20 protein-coding genes and 1 pseudogene are annotated in these 20,153 nt (G+C 62.3%); 8 read left to right on the top strand and 13 right to left on the bottom strand.

Translation table 11 applies throughout. The features are described from left to right. The first annotated feature begins 207 nt into the window (after positions 1-207). The 5 genes from NKJ08_RS18310 (at position 208) to NKJ08_RS18290 (ending at position 6,411) form a co-directional block, all read left to right on the top strand. Positions 208-2,769, top strand: coding sequence for a GcvT family protein (locus tag NKJ08_RS18310; RefSeq protein ID WP_352779783.1), 2,562 nt, complete (start codon positions 208-210; stop codon positions 2,767-2,769). A 95-nt stretch (positions 2,770-2,864) separates the two neighbouring features. Then, positions 2,865-3,713 carry a DUF1194 domain-containing protein gene (locus tag NKJ08_RS18305; protein ID WP_352528147.1) on the top strand — a complete coding sequence of 283 codons (849 nt, stop codon included), beginning with the start codon at positions 2,865-2,867 and terminating at the stop codon, positions 3,711-3,713. 115 nt (positions 3,714-3,828) lie between these two features. Next, positions 3,829-4,779 carry an ABC transporter substrate-binding protein gene (locus NKJ08_RS18300; RefSeq protein ID WP_352528149.1) on the top strand — a complete coding sequence of 317 codons (951 nt, stop codon included), beginning with the start codon at positions 3,829-3,831 and terminating at the stop codon, positions 4,777-4,779. Between the two features lie 73 nt (positions 4,780-4,852). Then, positions 4,853-5,629, top strand: a complete 777-nt coding sequence (locus tag NKJ08_RS18295; RefSeq protein ID WP_352528151.1) for an ABC transporter permease — start codon at positions 4,853-4,855, stop codon at positions 5,627-5,629. Then, entirely contained in the window at positions 5,626-6,411 is a 786-nt protein-coding gene (locus tag NKJ08_RS18290) for an ABC transporter ATP-binding protein (protein ID WP_352528153.1), read from the top strand. Before NKJ08_RS18295 ends, NKJ08_RS18290 begins: the two co-directional genes overlap by 4 nt. 33 nt (positions 6,412-6,444) lie before the next feature. Here NKJ08_RS18290 and NKJ08_RS18285 read toward each other — a convergent pair whose 3' ends face one another. From NKJ08_RS18285 to NKJ08_RS18275, 3 genes are all read right to left on the bottom strand, one after another. Next, entirely contained in the window at positions 6,445-7,383 is a 939-nt protein-coding gene (locus NKJ08_RS18285) for a GlxA family transcriptional regulator (protein ID WP_352528211.1), read from the bottom strand. 349 nt (positions 7,384-7,732) lie between these two features. Then, on the bottom strand, positions 7,733-7,867 hold the full coding sequence (locus tag NKJ08_RS18280) for a hypothetical protein (RefSeq protein WP_013894968.1): 135 nt from the start codon (positions 7,865-7,867) through the stop codon (positions 7,733-7,735). A gap of 332 nt (positions 7,868-8,199) precedes the next feature. Further along, a complete protein-coding gene (locus NKJ08_RS18275) occupies positions 8,200-8,385 on the bottom strand; it encodes a hypothetical protein (protein WP_352528155.1) in 186 nt (61 codons plus the stop codon). Positions 8,386-8,616: 231 nt separating this feature from the next. Here NKJ08_RS18275 and NKJ08_RS18270 point away from each other — a divergent pair, with 231 nt between their 5' ends. After that, positions 8,617-9,516, top strand: coding sequence for a LysR substrate-binding domain-containing protein (locus tag NKJ08_RS18270; RefSeq protein WP_352778463.1), 900 nt, complete (start codon positions 8,617-8,619; stop codon positions 9,514-9,516). A 6-nt stretch (positions 9,517-9,522) separates the two neighbouring features. Here the strand turns inward: NKJ08_RS18270 and NKJ08_RS18265 are convergent, their stop codons facing one another. The 9 genes and pseudogenes from NKJ08_RS18265 to NKJ08_RS18225 all read right to left on the bottom strand — a co-directional run bounded on the left by NKJ08_RS18265 (position 9,523) and on the right by NKJ08_RS18225 (position 18,375). Further along, entirely contained in the window at positions 9,523-10,506 is a 984-nt protein-coding gene (locus NKJ08_RS18265; RefSeq protein WP_352528161.1) for an alpha/beta hydrolase, read from the bottom strand. 232 nt (positions 10,507-10,738) lie between these two features. Continuing rightward, the gene (locus tag NKJ08_RS18260) at positions 10,739-10,921 is read right to left on the bottom strand and encodes a hypothetical protein (protein ID WP_352528163.1); all 183 of its coding nucleotides are present in this window, start codon (positions 10,919-10,921) and stop codon (positions 10,739-10,741) included. Between the two features lie 302 nt (positions 10,922-11,223). Then, positions 11,224-13,293, bottom strand: coding sequence for an ASKHA domain-containing protein (locus NKJ08_RS18255; protein ID WP_352778466.1), 2,070 nt, complete (start codon positions 13,291-13,293; stop codon positions 11,224-11,226). 113 nt (positions 13,294-13,406) lie between these two features. After that, positions 13,407-14,381, bottom strand: a complete 975-nt coding sequence (locus NKJ08_RS18250) for a methyltetrahydrofolate cobalamin methyltransferase (protein WP_023719929.1) — start codon at positions 14,379-14,381, stop codon at positions 13,407-13,409. A gap of 80 nt (positions 14,382-14,461) precedes the next feature. Then, a complete protein-coding gene (locus NKJ08_RS18245; RefSeq protein ID WP_352528167.1) occupies positions 14,462-15,553 on the bottom strand; it encodes a methylenetetrahydrofolate reductase in 1,092 nt (363 codons plus the stop codon). Then, entirely contained in the window at positions 15,550-16,173 is a 624-nt protein-coding gene (locus tag NKJ08_RS18240; RefSeq protein ID WP_352528169.1) for a methylenetetrahydrofolate reductase C-terminal domain-containing protein, read from the bottom strand. The genes NKJ08_RS18245 and NKJ08_RS18240 overlap by 4 nt, the downstream gene beginning before the upstream one ends. After that, positions 16,166-16,468, bottom strand: a complete 303-nt coding sequence (locus NKJ08_RS18235) for a virulence factor (RefSeq protein WP_352528171.1) — start codon at positions 16,466-16,468, stop codon at positions 16,166-16,168. Before NKJ08_RS18235 ends, NKJ08_RS18240 begins: the two co-directional genes overlap by 8 nt. Before the next feature lie 235 nt (positions 16,469-16,703). Continuing rightward, positions 16,704-17,615 carry a fatty acid desaturase family protein gene (locus NKJ08_RS18230; protein WP_352778471.1) on the bottom strand — a complete coding sequence of 304 codons (912 nt, stop codon included), beginning with the start codon at positions 17,613-17,615 and terminating at the stop codon, positions 16,704-16,706. A 47-nt stretch (positions 17,616-17,662) separates the two neighbouring features. Then, positions 17,663-18,375, bottom strand: a pseudogene (locus NKJ08_RS18225) (formyl transferase). On the opposite strand from NKJ08_RS18225, the gene NKJ08_RS18220 reads away from it, so the two are divergent. Further along, complete coding sequence (locus NKJ08_RS18220; RefSeq protein ID WP_352778596.1) at positions 18,332-18,490, top strand: hypothetical protein; 159 nt, start codon at positions 18,332-18,334, stop codon at positions 18,488-18,490. The pseudogene NKJ08_RS18225 and the gene NKJ08_RS18220 overlap by 44 nt on opposite strands. Positions 18,491-18,522: 32 nt before the next feature. Here the strand turns inward: NKJ08_RS18220 and NKJ08_RS18215 are convergent, their stop codons facing one another. After that, complete coding sequence (locus NKJ08_RS18215) at positions 18,523-19,098, bottom strand: DUF4893 domain-containing protein (protein WP_352782526.1); 576 nt, start codon at positions 19,096-19,098, stop codon at positions 18,523-18,525. A gap of 123 nt (positions 19,099-19,221) precedes the next feature. Here NKJ08_RS18215 and NKJ08_RS18210 point away from each other — a divergent pair, with 123 nt between their 5' ends. Then, the gene (locus NKJ08_RS18210) at positions 19,222-20,145 is read left to right on the top strand and encodes an NAD-dependent epimerase/dehydratase family protein (protein WP_352778476.1); all 924 of its coding nucleotides are present in this window, start codon (positions 19,222-19,224) and stop codon (positions 20,143-20,145) included. Positions 20,146-20,153 lie beyond the last annotated feature (8 nt).

Genomic DNA, 20,153 nt, shown 5'->3' with positions numbered 1-20,153 from the left:
TGGCGATGAAGGGGAAGCACTTTTCTTCGAAGCTGCACAGACCGGGGGCTGTTGCAGCGCCTTCGTACCGAGCATGGCGAGGGCGACGATCTACTGCATTCGACGGGCTGGTGGCGCGGGCTTTTTTGGCGATGTCGCAAACAGGCTGCAAGCACGCCGTTGCGCCGCCCTATAGTCTGCCGCAATAGCATCTTGGAGTCGCGGGCAATGGCAGGGTTTCCGGAAAAGGCGAAGGTCGTCATCGTCGGGCTGGGCGGTATCGTCGGCGCATCGGTCGCCCATCACCTGATCGAGCGCGGATGGGACGATATTGTCGGCATCGACAAATCAGGCATCCCGACCGATATCGGCTCGACGGCGCACGCCTCCGACTTCTGCTACACGACCAGCCATGATTTCCTGTCGTGCTGGACGACGCTCTACTCCATCGATTTCTACGAGAAGATGGGCCACTATGCGCGCATCGGCGGCCTTGAAGTCGCCCGCGTCGGCGATGACGCCCGCATGGCCGAGATCAAGCGCAAGATCGCCTCGGCGAAGGCCTTCGGCACACGCGCCCGTCTGATCGATCCCACCGAGATCAAGGAAAAATTCCCGCTGATCGAAGAGCAGATGGTGCAGGGCGGCCTGTGGGATCCCGACGCCGGCCTCGTCATCCCACGCTCGCAGACCGTCGCCGGCAAGCTGGTCGACCAGGCGGAAGCCTCCGGCAAGCTCAAGGCGTTTGCCAACACGTCGGCCAAGTCCCTCGTCATCGAGAACGGCCGCATCAAGGGCGTGGTGACAGACCGCGGCACTATCGACGCCGACTATGTCGTGGTCTGCACGGGCATCTGGGGACGGCTGATTGCGGAAATGGCGGGCGAGGACCTGCCGGTCATGCCAATCGACCATCCGCTCACCTTCTTCGGGCCGTACACCGAGCTCGCCGGCACCGGCAAGGAGATCGGCTGGCCGCTGCTGCGCGACCAGGGCAACTCGGCTTACATGCGCGATACCGGCGATCCCAAGACCGCCGAAGGCGGGCAGATCGAGTGGGGCTATTACGAAGAGACCAATCCACGCCTTTGCCATCCCCGCGATATTCTCGAGAAAAATGAGGCACGGCTTTCGCCGTCGCAGCGCGACCTCGACATGGAACAGATACTTGAGCCGCTCGAGCGCGCCATGGAGCTGACGCCAATCCTGGGCGAGCTGGGCTACAATGAGAGCCATTCCTTCAACGGCCTGCTGCAGGTGACGGCGGACGGCGGCCCCTCTATGGGCGAAAGCCAGAAGGTCAGGGGCCTTTGGTATGCCGTTGCCATCTGGGTCAAGGACGGTCCTGGAATGGGCAAGCTCATCGCCGACTGGATGACAGACGGCCGGACGTCGATCGACCACCACGCCATCGACTATTCGCGCTTCTATCCGCACCAGACCAAAGAGCAGTTCATCTGGGACCGCTGCACCGAAACAGCGATGAAGGTCTATAATCCGGCGGTCCACCCGCGCGAGCCCTTCTCCAAGGCCCGCAATGTCCGCCGCTCGCCCTTCTGGGAGCGCGAGAAGGAACTCGGCGGCTATTTCATGGAGCTCGGCGGCTGGGAGCGCGCCCATGGCTATGCCGCCAACGAGCACCTGCTCGAGAAATACGGCAACCGGGTGCCAGTGCGTGAAAACGAGTGGGACAACCGCCATTTCTGGCGCGTCTCCAACGCCGAGCATCTCGCCATGAGCGAGGATTGCGGCATCGTCAACCTGTCGCATTTCGCGATGTACGACGTGGAAGGCCCGGATCGTGTCGCGCTGATGGAATGGCTGTGCGCGGCAAAGATCGGCGGCGACGGCAATATCGGCAAGGGCATTTATACCCATTTCCTCGACGAGGAAGGCATGGTGCGCGCCGACCTGACCGTCATCCGCATGGCCGACCGCTGCCGCGTGATCGACGGCGCCGATGCCGGACCGCGCGACTTCCAGTACATGCGCAGGACGGCAGAAGACAAAGGCTTCGACGTCACCGTCACCGACGTGACCGAGAAGTACGTGACTGTCGGCATCTGGGGTCCAAACGCGCGGGCAACATTAAGCAAAGTCGTGGAAAATCCCGAAGGGCTGACGCCGGAGAATTTTCCCTTTGCCGCGATCAAGCCCGTCAGGATCGCCGGCAAGGACGTGACCGCTTTCCGCATCTCCTATGTCGGCGAGCAGGGCTGGGAACTGCATATGCGATACGAAGACGGCCTGGCCGTCTGGGACGCGCTGCGGTCGACCGGCGTGATGGCCTTTGGCGTCGAGACCTATGCCAACAGCCGCCGTATGGAGAAGAGCCTGCGCCTGCAAAACGCGGATCTCTTGACCGAATACAATCTGCTGGAAGCCGACCTTGCTCGCCCGAAGGTCAAGGAGGCCGATTTCTGTGGCAAGGCAAAGCATCTGGAATATCGCGCCCGGGCGCATCAACCGGCCATGCTCTGCACGCTTGTCATGATGGACAATACCGATTCGAACGGCGTTCCCCGCTATCCGGTCGGCACGATGCCGGTGATGGACCCGGAAACCGGTGAAACGCTCGTCGACGAGCTCGGCCGCAGATCCTTCACGACCTCGGTGGCCTATGGCCCGACCATCGGCAAGAATATCGCGCTCGCCTACCTGCCCTGGGCGTATTGCCAGGAGGGCCGCAAGCTGAATGCCGAATATTTCGGCGAGAAATACCCGGTCGAAGTGGCCGCTGTCGGCTACAGGCCGCTCTACGACCCGGCGAATCTAAATCCGCGCAGCTGAGCATCGGGACGGTCGCAAAGACGTGACCGGATGAGCCCGGCTCTCAGCCGGGCTTTTCTCTTTGTCGATCGGCGATTCTCGACTACCGTGGCGGCATGTCTGCTTTTGCCGATGCAAGACATCTCGTCTCGGGTGCCGCCGTGCTGGCGTCGGTGCTATGGCCGGCGGCAATCTCCCGCGCCGCCGAGCCGGTCGACGTCGAACTGGTGCTGGCAGTCGACGTATCCCTGTCCATGTCGCCGGACGAGCTCGAAATACAGCGTCACGGCTATGCGGCGGCGCTGACGCACCACGATGTGCTGCAGGCAATTGGCGACGGCGCCCACGGCAAGATCGCCGTCACCTATGTCGAATGGGCAGGCGCGACCTGGCAGCAGGTCGTGGTGCCGTGGACGGTCATCGCCAACCGTGCCGACGCCGAGAGACTGGCAGCGCAGCTTTCCGCTCATCCGCCGGCCAGTGCCAGGCGCACCTCGATCTCCGGCGCCCTGGAATTCGCCAGCGATCTCTTTGCCGAAAGTGGCTTCGAGGGCGTCAAGCGGGTGATCGACATTTCGGGTGACGGCCCCAACAACCAAGGTGCGCCCGTCGACATCACCCGCGACGCCGTGATCAAGCAGGGCATCACCGTCAACGGCCTGCCGCTGATGACCAGGGGCGGGTTCAGCAGCGCTTACGATGTCAACAATCTCGACCGTTACTACAGCGACTGCGTCATCGGCGGGCCAGGCTCCTTCATGATCCCAGTCAATGACTGGACGCAGTTTCCGGAGACCATCCGCCGCAAGCTGGTGCTGGAGCTTGCCGGTCCGGCCTCGCCGCAGCGAGCGGCGGAAGAGGCGGCGCATCCGCCAGTGGTGCTGGCACAGGACAGACCCGTCACCGACTGCCTGGTCGGCGAAAAAATGTGGCGCGACCGCAGCTGGATGTACAACAGCCGCTAATGGCGAAGTTTGCTGCCGGCGGTGACATACCGCAGTGCAGCATCTGCTTCATTGACAAGCCTGTGGGCGTCTGTGACACAATTCCCCATCCGAACAGATAAAAAGGGGAACCGACATGAACAGGATCGGAATTCTTGCCGCTAGCTTGACGCTTGCCGTTGGATTATCCGCGCCGGCCACGGCCGCCACATCTGTCAGCATCGGCATCAGTGGATGGACCGGCTTTGCGCCGCTGACACTCGCCAAGCAGGCCGGTATCTTCGAAAAGCACGGCCTCGACGTCACCTTGAAGAAGGTGCCGCAAGCCAGCCGGCCGCTTGCCATCGCCAGCGGCGACCTGCAATGCGCCGCCACCACGGTCGAGACCTGGCTGGTCTGGAACGCCAATGGCGTGACGACGAAGCAGATATTCCAGTTGGACAAATCCTACGGCGCCGACGGCATCGTCGCCCGCAACGACATCAAGACGGTCGCCGACCTCAAGGGCAAGTCGGTCGCGTCATCGGCGCCGGGTACGTCGCCCTATTTCATGCTGGCCTGGGTGCTCAACAAGAACGGCCTGTCGACCAAGGACGTGACGGTCGTCAACCTGGAGCCGGATGCGGCGGCACAGGCGTTTCTCGCCGGCCAGAACGATGCGGCGGTCACCTATGAGCCGTTCATTTCGGCAGTGCGCGAAAAATCCGATCAGGGCCATATCCTGGTGACCACTCTCGACTATCCGATGGTGCTCGACACGGTCGGCTGCACGCCGGAATTCCTCAAGGCCAATCCGGATGCGGCCAAGGCGCTTGCCGACAGCTACTTCGAGGCGCTCGACCTGATCAAGAGCGATCCAGCGAAATCCTATGAGACCATGGGCGCCGACGTGAAGCAGTCGGCAAAGGAGTTCGAGGAATCGGCCAAATACCTGAAATGGGCCGACAAGGCCGAAAACAAGCAGTTCTTCACAAAGGAATTCCAGGATTTTTCCAAGACTGCCGGCGACCTGCTGCTGCAGATGGGCTTGATCAAGGAAGCGCCTGACGTCTCGACGCTGGTCGACACCAGCGCCGTCGCGGACTGACCAGCAGGAACTATCGCCCGGCGGCGGCGCCCCCGCGCCGCCGCTTTTCATTTAGATCAAAGGACGGTTGACGATGCCGCGCCCCTTGCATCCGGTCTCGCCGGGTCTCCGAACCGTGCTCGGCATCTCGTTCTTCGTGCTGTTCGTGGCGTTCTGGGCCTGGATCACGCTTGGCGGTCACGTCAATCGCATCTTCCTTGCCGATCCGCTGTCGATGGTGAGAGACGGCTGGCGGCTGCTGGTCGAGGACCGCTTCTGGCTGGACATCCTCATCACCATCTGGCGCGTCTTCGGCGGGTTCCTGATGGCGGCCATCGTTGCCGTGCCGCTCGGCATCGTGATGGGCGCCTGGAAGCCGGTGGAGGCGTTCCTGGAGCCGTTCGTCTCCTTCGCCCGCTATCTGCCGGCATCGGCCTTCATTCCGCTGCTCATCCTGTGGGCGGGCGTCGGCGAACTCGAGAAACTGCTGGTGATCTTCGTCGGCTCGGTATTCCAGATTATCCTGATCATCGCGGTCAAGGTCGGCGGCACACGGCGCGACCTGGTCGAGGCGGCCTATACGCTTGGCTCGTCCGACAACGGCATCGTGCGGCGGGTGATCATGCCGGCCAACGCGCCGGAGATTGCCGAGACGCTGCGGCTGGTGCTCGGCTGGGCGTGGACCTATGTCATCGTCGCCGAGCTGATCGGCTCGTCGTCGGGCATCGGTTACATGATCATCAACAGCCAGTCGCGGCTGGCGACGGGGCAGATCATCTTCGGCATAATCGTCATCGGCCTGATCGGTCTTTTGTCGGACTTCGCCTTCAAGGCGCTCAACCGCTGGCTGTTTCCGTGGAGCTTGGCGTGAGCAAGCTTCTCATCGAAGGCGTCTCGCGCACATTCGCCGGTGTCGGCGGCGGGCAGCCGGTCCAGGCGCTGATGCCGATCGATCTGGCGATCGCCGCCAACGACTTCATCACCATCCTCGGGCCGTCCGGCTGTGGAAAGTCGACGCTGCTCAGGATCGTCGCCGGCCTCGAAGCTCCAAGCCAGGGTCGCGTGTTGCTCGACGGCAGGGTAGTGGACCGGCCGGGTCCCGATCGCGGCATGGTTTTCCAGTCCTATACGCTGTTCCCGTGGCTGACGGTCGCCGAGAATATCGCCTTCGGCCTGCGCGAACGCGGAATGGCCGAACGCGAGCGCAGCGACATCGTCGCGTCCTATGTCGATCTCGTCGGGTTGAAAGGGTTTGAGAACCATTGGCCGAAGCAGCTTTCCGGCGGCATGCAGCAACGCACGGCGATTGCCCGGGCACTGGCCAACGATCCGGAGATCCTGCTGCTCGACGAGCCATTCGGCGCACTCGACAACCAGACCCGCGGGCTGATGCAGGAGCTGCTTCTCGGCATCTGGGAGCGCCGGCAAAAAACGGTGCTGTTCGTCACCCACGACATCGAGGAGGCGATCTTCATGGCGTCACGCGTGGTGGTGATGACGGCGCGGCCCGGCCGCATCAAGTCGGACGTTGCCGTCGACCTGCCGCATCCGCGCCATTACACGCTGAAGACCAGCCCGGAATTTTCGGCGCTGAAGGCGCGGCTGACGGAAGACATCCGCGTCGAGGCAATGCGCACGGCCGAAGCGCAATGACTCAATGCGCTCCTCCCTGCTGACTGTGCTGGATCAAGCCGCCAGAAGCTGCTTGCGGTCGACGCGTTCTTGTTGAGGTGAGCGGGCGTAGAGCTCGCGATAGCATTTGGAGAAATGTGAGGCGGAAACAAAGCCGCAGGCGACCGCCACCTCGACTACCGGCAAAGACGACTGGATCAACAGGTGCCGGGCGCGGTCAAGCCGGATCTCCAGATAATAGCGGGCAGGCGAGCGCCCCATCTCGGTGCGGAACAGGCGCTCGATCTGGCGGCGCGACAGGTCGACATGGTCGGCGATCTCGATCAGCGACAGCGGTTCGGAGAGATTGGCCTCCATCAGTTCGATGATGGTCAGCACCTTGGAATTCTGCACGCCAAGGCGCGCCCGCAGCGGCAGGCGCTGGCGGTCGGTCGGGCTGCGCACGCGATCGGTCAGCACCTGCTCGCACACACGGTTGACGAGGCTCTCGTCGAAATCGTCGCCGATCAGCTTCAGCATCATGTCGAGCGCGGCAGTGCCGCCGGCGCAGGTGTAGATGTTCTGGTCGATCTCGAAGAGGTCGGCGAAGACGTTGGCCTTGGGGAACGCCTCGGAAAACCCCGGCAGGTTCTCCCAATGGATGGCGCAGCGCTTGTTGGACAGCAGGCCGGCGGCGGCCAGGATATGCGCGCCGGTGCACAGGCCGCCAACGGCAACGCCGCGATTGTACTCCTCGCGCAGCCAGGCAAAGGCCGATTTGTTCTGGTAGCGCTCGACATTGATGCCGCTGCAGACGATGGCCATGCTCGGCCGGTCCGGTCCGGACATTTTCTTGCGCTCTTCCTCCAGCGAGGTGTTGACGGCGCATTCGACGCCGTTCGAGGCGCGCACCGGCTTGCCGTCTATGCTGGCGAGCCGCCAGCGATAGGCCTCATAGCCGAGCATGCGGTTGGCCGAACGCAACGGATCGAGCGCTGTCGCGAAGGCGATCATGGTGAAATCGGGGACCAGGAAGAATACAAACGATCGCCGAATCGGATGTTTTACGACGTTCACGGGTAGATCCTTACGCTGCAATGGCGCGAACAGGATGTCGCGATCAGCATAGCGACATCAGGAAAAACGTTTCCTGTCAATTGGCTAGACGGCAGCGGAAAGACTTTATTTGCGACATGGGTCGCAAATGGGCAATCGCTATGCGGCGAAGGACACGACATGCCGCCGGATTGACCAGACGTGGCGGATACGGTCGTCGCACACGAAAACGCCGCCTCGGCAAAACCGAAGCGGCACTGGATCGACTTCGAAGCAGCGTTAGGCTGCTTCCGTCAAGATTGCTGTCTCAGGCGACGAAGCCGAGGCGCGCGGCGGCCATGGCGCCGGTCTGGCCGGGCATGGTGTTGGCGAGGCGCTGGCGCTCGAGCGCGGTCGTCAGGTTCATTTCGCGGCGGGCAAAGAGGCGGGCAAAAAGCTTCATGATCATCTCCATTCGGTTGCTCAGACGGGTCGCCTTCGCTTGATGGAGTGGGGCAGCTCGTTTGTTGATGATGATATAGGCTTACGTGAGGGGAAACTAAATCGCAAAAGCGAAGCACTTGATATGAAAAGCGACACGGAATGCGACATATTTGAGCATTCTGACCAGGATTTACGTTTATTTACAACGTGTTGATTGCCGGCGCGGCCTTCTATGCAACTTGCTCATATGCGTCATGCTGCGGCGACATGGCTCGGGAAATCATTTGAATACAAAAAAAGGCCTGCCGGGCTGATCTGCGCGGCAGGCCTTCAGCTGTTGATACACACGGTTTACTTTGCTCCAGCCCACGATCCCACACCATGGCGACTGCCGGTCTTGGCATCGGCAGCTTCGGGCCAGCCGATATCCTTCTGCAGTTCGATCGGCAGCGCGCGGATGGCGCGTTCCGTCTGGTAGCGCGCGCGGGCCTCGCTGAATTCGGTCGCGATCCGACCGATGGATGACAGGATAGACATCTCATTCTCCTTCGCGTTGGGCCGGGATTGTCCCGGCGCTTGCAGCGTCAGGCGGTACACCGGGTTTGTTTCAGCTTCATTTCGTGTCGATTGCAGGTCCGTGTCATGGTTGTTTCGGGACCAACTTCGATGCAGCCTGCCTTCGATGGAGTTGACTATCCAGCCAATCTGATGTTCAATCAAACGAAATGGAATGATGGTTTGCATCAGAAAAATTGAAGGTCGGTTCCGATGAACGCCCCACTCAATCATCCACTGCCGCTGCTCGATCTGGATGTTCTGCGCACTTTCGTTGCAATCGCCGAGACCGGCAGCTTCACCACTGCGGCCAACGCGGTCTTCCGCACGCCATCGGCCGTCTCCATGCAGATCAAGAAGTTGGAGGACATTCTCGGCCGCTCGGTGTTCGCGCGCGACGCGCGTTCGGTGACGCTGACCACCGATGGCGAGATGCTGCTCGGCTATGCGCGCCGGCTGCTGTCGATCAATCGCGAGGTGGTGTCGAAGTTCATCATTCCAGACATTGTCGGGGTGGTGCGGCTCGGCTCGCCGGACGATTACGGCGAACGTGTGCTGCCGCATGTGCTGAAGCGGTTTGCACAGTCGCACCCATCGATCGCGGTCGACGTGACCATCGACCAGAGCAGCAACCTGCGCCGGCGCATGGACGACCGGGCACTCGACATCACGCTGCTCACCAACTCCTACAAGACAAGCGCGCTCGGCGCCGAAGTGCTGCTGACCGAGCCGATCGTCTGGGCCGGTGCCAAGGGTGGCTGTGCGCATCTGCGCGAGCCGCTGCCGGTTTCATTGTGGGAAGAGGGTTGCGCCTGGCGGGCCGGGGCACTCGAAGCGCTCGGCCGTGAGGGCCGCAACTACCGTATCGCCTATATGAGCGCGCACACGGCCGGCCAGCGCGCCGCGATTATGGCGGATCTTGCGGTGGCGCCGCTGCCAAAGTCGTTCCTCGGCAACGATATGGTCGAGCTGTGCCCGAAGGACGGCATGCCTGACATCGGCACCTATAACCTCGCCATGGTGGTGACGCCGGATGCCAGCGCACCGGTGAAGGCGGTCGCCGACCACATCCGCGCGACGTTCGAGGTGTTCAGGGAAACTGGGAAGTTCTGAGCTGAACTACGACCGGAGCGGCGCGACCATGTCGCGAGCGGGCAGGTCGCGCGCTGTCCTTTGCAAAGACAACTCGCCAGCCTTGATTTGATATCCATCGGTGTCGCTGGTCAAGAACGCCACGATGCTGTCTCGCGCGCGCCGTGCCTCGGGCATGTCGATCAACGGCCAGACATGGAACATGCCTTGCTCGTGAACGACCTCCATTTCGACGCCAGCCGCACGTGCTTTTTCCGCGAAGATCAGATTGTCGGGTGTCAGCAGATCGCGCGAGCCGGTCAGGAGCAGCGTTTTGGGCAACACCGACAGGTCGCCGTAAAGCGGGCTGATGCGCCAGTCGGTGGGATCCATGCCGGCGCTGTAAAGCCGGATCGCCTCGCGCCCGCCGGCAATGCCCAGCCAAGGATCGTTGCGTTCAGCCTCGAACATTTCGGGGTTGGCGAGCGACACGTCGAGGCCGGGCGAAATCAGCACGTGGCGTGATGGCAAGGGCAGGCCGTCTTGCGCAGCCATCATGGTCAGCACGACGGCCATGTTGCCGCCGGCGGAATCACCCATGAAGATGATGTCATTCGCCCTGGTTTCGCCGAACATCTGGCGGTAGACGGCACCGACCATACCGAACATGGCGTGGAAATCGTGTTCAGGAGCAATGGGATAGATCGGCACGGTGATACCGAACCCGAGACGGTCGGCCATGTCGGCGATCAGCCGCCAATGATAGGGCGTTATTTCAAAGACGTAGGCGCCGCCATGCAGGTAGAGTATCCGCCTTCGTTCACCTGCCTTGGGCGCGATCTCGTAGACGGGAAAGCCGTCGACGGCGCGGGTCGTGATTTCCAAGCGCGACCGCAGCGATGCGGGCGGCTGGTGGTTTTCCGTCTTGCGCGCATAGGCAATCCAGCGCTGCAGGTTTTCCGGACTGGAAAACGCCTTCTTGCGGCTGTACCTGAGGACGAAAGACACCACGTGGCTTTTGAAACTGGGCATGCGGATACACGGACTCGGCTGAGCCGACTAAGAGAACCCCTACTACCTTCGAAGATTGTGTCTTCGTCCAAAATGTCAAGATTTGCGCAGTCTCAACACGCTGGTGTGATCCCGGCTTATGTTGAAAGAGACAAGTTCTTTTGGCGTCTCAGGTGCACCGCTGCACTGCTCAGCGCCGCGGCAGCAATGCGGCCCCGGCGAATGCCAAGCAGCTTGCATTTGTCGGCGAATTTCATCCGCGCCGCATGCCCCAGCCAACCGAAAGCTTCTTTTCGCTCGACCGCGGCGACACCGGCCAGCCAATGTCCTTCTGGATCTCAGGCGGCAGGCTGTTCAGGATGCGCAGCGACTTGCGCGCTTCGCGTGTTTTCATGAAGGCCGCACCATAGCGGCCGAGGGTTTCGAACATCGACATCGTGCTCTCCCTTGAGTGTTGCGGCGGGACAAGAGATGTTCTCTACCTGCCGTCGATGCGGTTAAATGCGCCGCGTATGTATCTGGCGGATTTCACGAAAACGCATTTTCGTTTCCAGATCTGGTTGATCTGGAAACATTTGCATACAAATGAAAATGCATGGGCGCTGCCTGGCATCTGGCAGCCTTCGGCACTGGTGTTGGTGGAAGCCGAGCGACATCCAATCTCCCCAGCCCGGGTCGGCAAGGGTGAGATCGACTTCGCCGACGGCACCTATTCCGGAATGGTTGAGGGTGTTCGCACTACCCTCGGCCGCGCCGCGCGGCGTGGCCTTCGCGCGAACGCCGCCGCGGGGCGGCGTCGCCGGCAATACCGTCTTCGCTCACCGTCTTGCGCGGCGGCAGTTTCACCGCCGCCGACAGCTTCGGGAACGGGTCGATCTTATTCGGCAGCGCCATGGCGTAGACGAAGTGCTCCTGGAATTTCGGCTCCAGCGCCGTCTCGATCTTTTCGATCTTGCTGACGGTTTCCTCGATCTCGCGGCGGTATCCGCGGTTCAACAGCGCCATGCGGGCGCCGGCACCGGCGGCATTGCCGACGGCCGAGACCTTGTCGAGATCGCAATCGGGGATCAGGCCCAGCACCATGGCATATTTCGGATCGATGAAGGAGCCGAAGGCGCCGGCGAAGTGGATGCGGTCGACATGATCGGTGTGCTGCTTTTCCATCAAAAGCTTGGTGCCGGCATAAAGGGCGGCCTTGGCAAGCTGGATGGCGCGCACGTCGGTCTGGGTGATGGTGATCTTGGGCTCGCCTTCCTTCAGCACATAGGAGAAGGTGCGGCCGTTGGCGACGACGCGAGAAGAGTGGGCGCTCAGCGATCCATCGACGACACCGTCCTCGGAGATGATGCCGGCGAGATACATCTCGGCGACCACTTCGATGATGCCGGAGCCGCAAATGCCGGTGACGCCAGTCGCCTGGACGCTGTCGAGAAAGCCTGGCTCGTCGGACCATAGTTCCGATCCGATGACGCGATATTTCGGCTCCAGCGTCTCAGGGTCGATGCGGACGCGCTCGATGGCACCCGGAGCGGCGCGCTGGCCGCCGGAGATTTCGGCACCCTCGAAGGCCGGGCCGGTAGGCGACGAGGCCGCCACGACCCGCGTGCGATTGCCGAGCACGATCTCGGCATTGGTGCCGACATCGACGATCAGCATCATCTCGTCCTGGCGGTGCGGGCCTTCCGACAGCGTCACGGCGGCCGCGTCGGCGCCGACATGGCCGGCAATGCAAGGCAGCATATAAAGCCTGGCGCCCTGGTTGAGCTTCAGGCCGATGTCCGATGCCTTGATGTGCACGGCACCCGAGACCGCCAGCGCGAAAGGTGCGCCGCCGAGTTCGGTCGGGTCGATGCCGAGGAACAGATGGTGCATGATCGGATTGCCGACGAAGACGGAATCCAGAATGTCATTGCGCTGGACGTTGCCCTCCGCGCAGACCTTGTCGACGAGACCCGAGATCGCCTCGCGCACCGCGACTGTCATGCCTTCGCGGCCGTCCGGGTTCATCATCACGTAGGAGACGCGGCTCATCAGATCCTCGCCGAAGCGGATCTGCGGGTTCGACGTGCCCGACGAGGCGGCGACACGGCCCGACAGCAGCGACACCAGATGCATGGCGATGGTGGTCGAGCCGATATCGCAGGCAAGCCCGTACGCCTCGTTCTTGAGGCCGGGCCACAAAGCGATGACCCGTGCGGTCTCGCTGTCGGCGTCCTTGTAGATGGCGGCGGTCGCTGTCCAGTTGCCCTTGCGCAAGATGCCTTGCACCTGCGGTAACAGATGGAAATCGAAATCGAGGCTCTTGAGGCCCCAGTCCTTCATCAGCGCGATCTTCAGGCGATCGAGATCGCCGAGCGGCTTGTGCATGTCGGGCTCTTCGATCTCGACATAGCACATGTGGATTGCCGAATCGCGGGCGATGACCCTGGTGTCGGCATCCTTGCGGATGGTCTGGGCGTTGATGACGGTGTCCTGCGGGACGTCGACAACGAGGTCGCCGAGGATCTGCGCCGAGCAGGACAGGCGGCGCCGTTCGGGAAGGCCGCGCACGCGTTCGTAGCGCTCTTCCTTGGCGCCCTTGGGCGAGATGTGGTCGTTGGAAGAGACGATCTTGTGCTTGGCGAAATTGCCTTCCTGCACCTCGATCTGACAGCGCCCGCAGGTGGCGCGTCCGCCGCACACGCTCTCGACATAGACGCCGAGTTGGCGCGCGGCATCCAGCACCGGTGTGCCCACCGGAAACCGCCCGCGCTTGCCGGACGGCATGAACAGCACGAGCGGATCGGTGATGTTGACGGGAGAGTTCATGCGTTCCAGACTTTAATTTCTACGCCGTTCGGGTCTTGGGCCACGGCAGCGATGCCGCTACGGTTCGGTTCTCCCCACTTCTAGGCCCCATATCGTGTCGGCCAAGCCATGGCTCAACCCCGGGCCATCCGCGCTTCGCGGCCGCCGCGGCGGCGTCCGCCATTGCCGTTGCCGTCGCCCGGCGCGTTGACCTGCGTCCGGGCGGCAACGGCCTGGCCGCCTTCGGCAGGCTTGTAGTCCTTGTAGGTCCTGATCCAGTTGGTGCAGTTCTCATCGGTGCCGTTCAGCACGTTGGCGCCGCGCACGGCTTCCATTTCCTGCGGCCGCACCGGGTTCATGATCGCCGAAGTCATGCCGGCGCCGATCACCATCGGAATGAAGGCGGCGTTGATGCCGTGGCGGTGCGGCAGGCCGAAGGAGATGTTGGAGAGGCCGCAAGTGGTGTTGACCTTGAGCTCTTCACGCAGCCGGCGCAGCAGTGCAAACACCTGGCGGCCGGCATCGCCCAGCGCGCCGATCGGCATGACCAGCGGGTCGACGACCACGTCATGCGCCGGAATGCCGAAGTCGGCGCAGCGCTGAACGATCTTCTTGGCGACGGCGAAGCGCACGTCGGGGTCCATCGAAATACCGGTCTCGTCGTTGGAAATGGCGACCACCGGAACGTTGTATTTCTTGACCAGCGGCAGGATGGCCTCGAGCTTTTCCTCCTCGCCGGTGACGGAATTGACCAGCGGCCGGCCCTTGGCAACCTTGAGCGCCGCTTCGATCGCCGCGGTCACCGAGGAGTCGATCGACAGCGGCAGGTCGACCAGGCCCTGCACGATCTCCAGCGTCTGCACCAGCAGGCCGGGTTCGGTCTCGTTCGGGTTGACCGAGGTGACGCCGGCATTGACGTCGAGCATGGTTGCGCCGCAGGCGGCCTGCTCCAGCGCATCCCGGATGACGGTCTCAAAATTGCCCGCGATCATTTCGGCCGCCAGTTTTTTGCGGCCGGTCGGGTTGATGCGCTCGCCGATCACGCAGAAGGGCTGATCGAAGCCGATGATGATTTCTCGTGTCGCCGAGGCGACGATGGTCCGGGTCATGAAATCTCTCCGTCGTGATATAAAGATTTCTTTATATCGTTATCTGTTTCTGATCAAGCGAATGCTGACAATTCGCGCCGTCAATGCGCGGTCTTGACCATGTCGACCTGGGTTTCGGTGAGGTCGTCATGCAGTATGTGGTCGAGCCGGTCGGCAACGAGCTGGTCGTCGCGGCGGATTTCGCGCTTCCACGGCTGGCGGCCCTTCAGCACGCCGGATTCGTCGACGATCTCGGCGACATATTCTTCCTGGCGATAGGCCATCACATGGACGCCGGACACACCGGGAATTTCCTTCACCTCATTGATTATGTCGATGCAGAGCTGCTTGCCTTCCTTCTTCTGATCCTGGGCGCCTTCCAGGCGCTTGATGATCGAGTCGGGAATGTGGATGCCCGGCACGTTGGAGCGGATCCATTTGGCCGTCTTGGCCGAGGCGAGCGGCCCAACGCCGCACAGGATGAAGCATTTCTCGGTGTAGCCGAGATCGCGGACCTTCTGCATGTAGGTGCGGAACATCGGCACGTCGAAACAGTACTGGCTCTGCACGAATTGCGCTCCGGCGGCGATCTTCTTACCCAGCCGATGGGGACGGAAATCGATCGGCGGCGCGAACGGATTGATCGCCGCGCCAAGGAAAAGCTGCGGCGGCGTCGTCAATTTGCGGCCGGACAGGAACTTGCCATTGTCGCGCATGATGCGGCAGGTTTCGAGCAGCGACATGCAGTCGAGATCGAACACCGGCTTGGCACCGGGCTGATCGCCGGCCTGCACGCCGTCGCCGGTCAAGCAGAGCATGTTGGCAACACCCATCGCCGCGCCGCCCAGCACATCGCCCTGGATAGCGATGCGGTTCCGGTCGCGGCAGGCGATCTGCATGATCGGGGCATAGCCCATGCGGGTCAGCAGCGCGCAGATGCCGACCGACGACATGTGGCAGTTGGCGCCGGAAGCATCGACGGCATTGATGGCGTCGACCCAGCCGTTGAAGATCCTGGCGCGGTTGTAGACGTCCTCGGGATCGGCGCTATCGGGCGGGTTGAGCTCGGTCGTCACGGCGAACTCGCCGCGCCGCAGGACCCGCTCCAGCCGGCCGCGCGAGGTGTGGCCGGGCAGGGGATCGAGCGGCAGATGGATGCCGGCCGGATTCTCGTCTGGCTGGCGGCCGATCATGCCGACGCTCCGGTGTTCGTAGTATTCTGGGCCGCATTGCGGGCGGCTGCGGCCTGCGCGGTGACCCGCAGCCAGGCGGAGGTTTCGCGCAAGGACTGGTCCACCGGCTTCTGCACGTCAAAAATCTTGTCGCCATGCACCATGTTTTGCGAGCCTTCCCAGGCCTTGACCCAGACGCAAGGCATATCAGGCTCGACCTCGCAATTGCCGTTGGCGCGGACACCGCCGCAAGGGCCGTTGCGCAATTGCTTGGGGCAATTCATCGGACACGACATGCCGGTCGAGGAAAGGACGCACTGGCCGCACATGCGGCAGTCGAACATGAAACCCTTGACGCGCTTTTCGACGAATTTCACCGGCCCTTCGACACGGCTGTAGCCGATGCCCTTCCATAGCGGGTGGAGAGCCAGGAACATGTCGGCGAATTTGGCGTAGAACCATTCAAGCAGCCGCGAATGCCGCACCGACCAAAGCCGCACCGCAAACGAGCGCTGCACGCGCCGCTGCGGCGACACGTCGGCCGGCTTGTAGTCGGATTTCGGCGCCGCCTTCTTGACGATGGTCGCTTGGGTCAGGCCGGTTTGAGCCGTCGTCACCGGCGTTGGCTGGAGATCAGACATTTTCTTTGCCGCCCGCCTTGACCAGAGCGACCAGCCGCTCGCGGTCGTATGTGGTATCGATCTCCTGAAGAGCCTTCTCGGCCTCGGCTTCAAGATCGTCACTGACTGGGATGGGCTCTGCCTTGCGCCATTCGGCAAGATAGTCGTCGGTGCCGCCGGCGCCGGTGCGCATGGCGCACATGTCGATCGCCTCGGTGAAGCGCAGCGGCAGTTCGCGCTTGGCGTTCTGCCGGCCCTTCTTGACGATGACTTGGGCGGGGATGTCGCGCCAGTAGACGACGATCAGATCGGCCATGAATTCCTGCTCCTGTAGAGCCCCGCGCGTCCAATCGAACGCACAAACGACGCTCTACCACTTAACTCCGCTGTATCGTGCCCTCCGAAGATCGATTCCGATCTTTAGGCCGATGCAGTGGTTTCGAGCATTGCCGAAAGCGCTGTTCGGCTGCTTGTTATGGGACGACGCGGGCGCCTTCAAAAGCGACGCAATCGACGACCGCCGATGAAAGCGATGTCTGTTTCAGCGCAGGTCAGCCGGCGCGACCATCGAAGCTGCCGACAAGTTTCCGGTGAAAGCGCACGTAACCCCGTTCCGTCGTGCGCAAATGCTCCGCGACAATCTGGTGGAAGCGCGGCAGGCGGTGGAAGGGAACGGCCGGATAGGAATGGTGCTCGGAATGGTACGGCATGTTCCAAGCCACGAAGCGCACCAGCCTTGTGGTGAAGGTGGTGCGGGTGTTCTCGAGCATGTTGGCGACATGCGGGCACAACGCGTGCTCGGCCAGCAGGTAGGCCCGCAAAAACGGCTGCCCGACCAGCACCGGCACGATCCAGATCCACAACAGCAGTGCCGACTGTACGGCGAGTGATGCGGTCAGCAACACCGCATAGCCGATCAGGAACAGCCGTGCTTCCGCAACCACCTTACTGCGGCCCTTTTCCGGTACGAAGCCGTCGCGGTTGCGGCCCGCCGCATTGGTTGCGACTACGCGGGCCATGCCTATCCAATAGGGGCCGCCGGACAGATAGCGCAGATATTGGCCGATGGTTTCCGGCTTCGGGGCCATCAGTTCGGGATCGTTGTCCGGGTCGTGCGTGTGACGGTGATGGGCGAAATGGAAATAGCGGAACCATGCCGGCGGCAGCAGGATCAGGAAGCCGGTCACGGTGGCGATAGCGCGATTGAGCGACGCCGTCCTGAACGCCGTTTCATGGATGGTCTCGTGCAGCAGCGTGAAGAAGAAGACGATCAAGATGCCCTGCGGCAAGACGAGAAGCGGCCAGAACGGAATGCGGGCGGCGATCAGCGCGCCCAGCACGATAACCAGCCCGCCATGGACGGCCAGCCGGACAATGCCTGGCCCGTCAAGCCTGGCGGTGAGGTCGCGACGTTCCTCGACCGAAAGGCCGGCAATGATGGTGCGGTGGTCGATGTCGCTCATGATGCAATGTTAGCGGCGGGTGGGTGTCCGGTAAATCGGCGCGCGTGTCACCAGACGCCGTTTCTTATCCCGGTCCAGAGATAGAACCAGATCGTTGGATGATACCATTGTTTCGAAGGCAGGCCGGGATCGACCGTACCGAGCTTGCCGGCCAGCACATCCCTGACCACCTCGACGCAGATGTCGCGCGAGAACGCCGCCTGCCGCAACGCGTAGCTTGAAATGGTATCGCCCGGCTGCGGTTTGCCGCGCGCCTGCCGTAGCACGCCGCCGGTGTCGACACCGGCGTCAACCAGATGCACGGTGGTGCCGAAGTTTTCCGCATCATCTGAAGCCAGCGCCCAGTAGCCGCCGTTCATGCCACGATATTTCGGGGCGATGCCGGCATGGTAGTTGAGGACCGGGCAACGGATTTTCGCCAGCGTCTGCCGCGACAGCAAGCGGCAGCCGGCGAGCAGTACGACACCCGGCTGGATTTCGTCGATCGCCTGCAGGCACTCCGGCGCGTTGGCCGACGGGACATGGATGATCTTTTGCCCAGGCTTGGGTTCGGTTTGCAGCTTCTGCTCGGCGCGAGCCGTGCTGCGTGGCCGGCGAAGAAGCGCTTGCCGAGCCGGGTCGGCATCATCGTGCCGAGTTGACCGATGGCCGAGGTCCAGCCTTGCCGCCGCGCCCGCCCGAGCAGCAATTGCTTTTTGGATTCAGGGGCTTCGAGGATGACGCTGACAGGCCCGAGTTGGTCGGCGATGGCGTTGACGATCGCCCAGATATGCGGACCGCCTTCGGTGACGACGACGATCGGCCGCTGGTTTGTTTTCGACCGTGCCATGCTTCGCGCCCCCCGCAAAGACCTGTTCTTTGCGCGCGAATGCTAGGCTGGCCGGGTTAATCCTTGGTGATCGGGGGCTCAGCGCTTGAATTCGAGGATGTCGAGCTTCGATTCGTAGTGGGGCGCCGGGAACTCGATGCGCCATTCGCTGGCGCTGTTGCGGAAGGCATAGCCGACCTGATCGCTTTCCGGGCCGCTGCCGTAGGGCTTTGCCGGATCGTCGTTGACGTAGAAGGAACCAAGATAGATCGCGCGTTTCTCGCCATCATCGAAGAAGCGGCCCTTGGTGCGCTTCGAACCGGTGATCTTTTCCAATCTCCAGCCGGAACCGTCGTCGCTCACCTTGCATTTGAACCAGCCATAGATGACCAGCGGGTTGAGCCCGCCGGCCTTGATGGTGCGGCATTGCCAATTGCCAGTCAGGTCCTTGTCGGAGAAGGAAACCAGGGGCTTTGCCAGCAATGCATCGAGTTGCTTGACCTCGGCGGGGTCGCCGGCCTTCGCCTCGTCAAGCGCTGCCTTGCGCGTCTCGCCATATTTGTCGAGCCGCGCCTTGTCGGCAGTCGTGATCAGCTTCTGCACTTCGCCGTCGGCGAACGCGGGCAGGGTCAAGCAGAGGACAGCTGCTGCGGCAAACATGAGGCGAGCGATCATTGGTGGCGTTTCCCGTTTAATGGCTGGAGCAGCCTGTTTTCTTGTCTGGCGCATACCTTAATGTCTCGCAGCGCTCTGTCATCCATGCTTGACAGCATCAACAGCAGAAACGAGGCGGAATGAATGCGGATCTTGCTGACGGGATCATCGGGTTGGCTGGGCAGCGCCTTGGCGCCGCGCCTGCGGGCCCTCGGCCATGATGTCACCGGCCTCGATCCCGTCTCATCCTCGGAAACGCGAATCGTCGGCTCAGTCGCCGATCGCGATCTGGTCATGCGGGCCGTCGAGGAGAATCGCATCGAGGCCATCATCCATAGCGGCGCGCTGCACAAGCCCGATATCGAACGCCATCGCAACGAGGAATTCGTCGAGGCGAATGTGCGCGGCACGCTCAACCTGCTCGACGCGGCCGCTGCATTCGGCGTTCAGCGCTTCGTGTTTACGTCGACGACGTCGCTGATGATTTCCCAGGCTATACGCGCCGGCTTTACCGGCGGCGCGCGCAAGGCGGCATGGCTGACGGAAGACACGTCGCCCGAGCCACGCAACATCTACGGCATCACCAAGCTCGCGGCGGAACATCTTTGTCGCCTCTACCAGCTCGAGTTCGGCCTTCCGGTGATTGTGCTGCGCACCGCCCGTTTCTTCCCCGAAACCGATGACATGGCGCATGTGATCGAACAGTCGGACGTCAACACCAAGGCAAATGAACTGCTGTTTCGCCGGCTCACGGTGGAGGATGCTGCCGATGCCCATATCGCCGCCTTGGAGAAAGCACCGCAATTGGGCTTCGACATCTTCATCATTTCGGCGCCAACACCGTTCCAACCCGACGATTGCCCGGCATTGATCGCCGACGCACCGTCGGTCGTGGCGCGCTATTTCCCGGATTATCCGGCGCTCTACGCGAAGAAAGGCTGGACGATGTTTTCGTCGATCGACCGGATCTACGATGCTTCGCGTGCGAGGGACCGGCTGGATTTCGTCTGCAAGACGAGCTTTGCCGATGTGCTCGCCGGGCTAGAAGCTGAAGAGGGCGTTACCTAGAAGTATCG

Source organism: Mesorhizobium sp. M0244 (assembly GCF_040321795.1).
In the GTDB taxonomy this organism is placed as follows: Bacteria; Pseudomonadota; Alphaproteobacteria; order Rhizobiales; family Rhizobiaceae; genus Mesorhizobium.
The sequence above is the reverse complement of the archived record's forward strand: the minus strand, read 5'-3'. Positions and strand labels throughout refer to the sequence as shown.

What these genes read in the sequence shown, in the direction of transcription:
- NKJ08_RS18310 (WP_352779783.1), top strand. Translation starts at nt 208, where the DNA reads ATGGCAGGGTTTCCGGAAAAGGCGAAGGTCGTCATCGTCGGGCTGGGC.
- NKJ08_RS18305 (WP_352528147.1), top strand. Translation starts at nt 2,865, where the DNA reads ATGTCTGCTTTTGCCGATGCAAGACATCTCGTCTCGGGTGCCGCCGTG.
- NKJ08_RS18300 (WP_352528149.1), top strand. Translation starts at nt 3,829, where the DNA reads ATGAACAGGATCGGAATTCTTGCCGCTAGCTTGACGCTTGCCGTTGGA.
- NKJ08_RS18295 (WP_352528151.1), top strand. Translation starts at nt 4,853, where the DNA reads ATGCCGCGCCCCTTGCATCCGGTCTCGCCGGGTCTCCGAACCGTGCTC.
- NKJ08_RS18285 (WP_352528211.1), bottom strand. Translation starts at nt 7,383, where the DNA reads ATGATCGCCTTCGCGACAGCGCTCGATCCGTTGCGTTCGGCCAACCGC.
- NKJ08_RS18280 (WP_013894968.1), bottom strand. Translation starts at nt 7,867, where the DNA reads ATGAAGCTTTTTGCCCGCCTCTTTGCCCGCCGCGAAATGAACCTGACG.
- NKJ08_RS18275 (WP_352528155.1), bottom strand. Translation starts at nt 8,385, where the DNA reads ATGTCTATCCTGTCATCCATCGGTCGGATCGCGACCGAATTCAGCGAG.
- NKJ08_RS18270 (WP_352778463.1), top strand. Translation starts at nt 8,617, where the DNA reads ATGAACGCCCCACTCAATCATCCACTGCCGCTGCTCGATCTGGATGTT.
- NKJ08_RS18265 (WP_352528161.1), bottom strand. Translation starts at nt 10,506, where the DNA reads ATGCCCAGTTTCAAAAGCCACGTGGTGTCTTTCGTCCTCAGGTACAGC.
- NKJ08_RS18260 (WP_352528163.1), bottom strand. Translation starts at nt 10,921, where the DNA reads ATGTCGATGTTCGAAACCCTCGGCCGCTATGGTGCGGCCTTCATGAAA.
- NKJ08_RS18255 (WP_352778466.1), bottom strand. Translation starts at nt 13,293, where the DNA reads ATGAACTCTCCCGTCAACATCACCGATCCGCTCGTGCTGTTCATGCCG.
- NKJ08_RS18250 (WP_023719929.1), bottom strand. Translation starts at nt 14,381, where the DNA reads ATGACCCGGACCATCGTCGCCTCGGCGACACGAGAAATCATCATCGGC.
- NKJ08_RS18245 (WP_352528167.1), bottom strand. Translation starts at nt 15,553, where the DNA reads ATGATCGGCCGCCAGCCAGACGAGAATCCGGCCGGCATCCATCTGCCG.
- NKJ08_RS18240 (WP_352528169.1), bottom strand. Translation starts at nt 16,173, where the DNA reads ATGTCTGATCTCCAGCCAACGCCGGTGACGACGGCTCAAACCGGCCTG.
- NKJ08_RS18235 (WP_352528171.1), bottom strand. Translation starts at nt 16,468, where the DNA reads ATGGCCGATCTGATCGTCGTCTACTGGCGCGACATCCCCGCCCAAGTC.
- NKJ08_RS18230 (WP_352778471.1), bottom strand. Translation starts at nt 17,615, where the DNA reads ATGAGCGACATCGACCACCGCACCATCATTGCCGGCCTTTCGGTCGAG.
- NKJ08_RS18220 (WP_352778596.1), top strand. Translation starts at nt 18,332, where the DNA reads ATGACGCTGACAGGCCCGAGTTGGTCGGCGATGGCGTTGACGATCGCC.
- NKJ08_RS18215 (WP_352782526.1), bottom strand. Translation starts at nt 19,098, where the DNA reads ATGATCGCTCGCCTCATGTTTGCCGCAGCAGCTGTCCTCTGCTTGACC.
- NKJ08_RS18210 (WP_352778476.1), top strand. Translation starts at nt 19,222, where the DNA reads ATGCGGATCTTGCTGACGGGATCATCGGGTTGGCTGGGCAGCGCCTTG.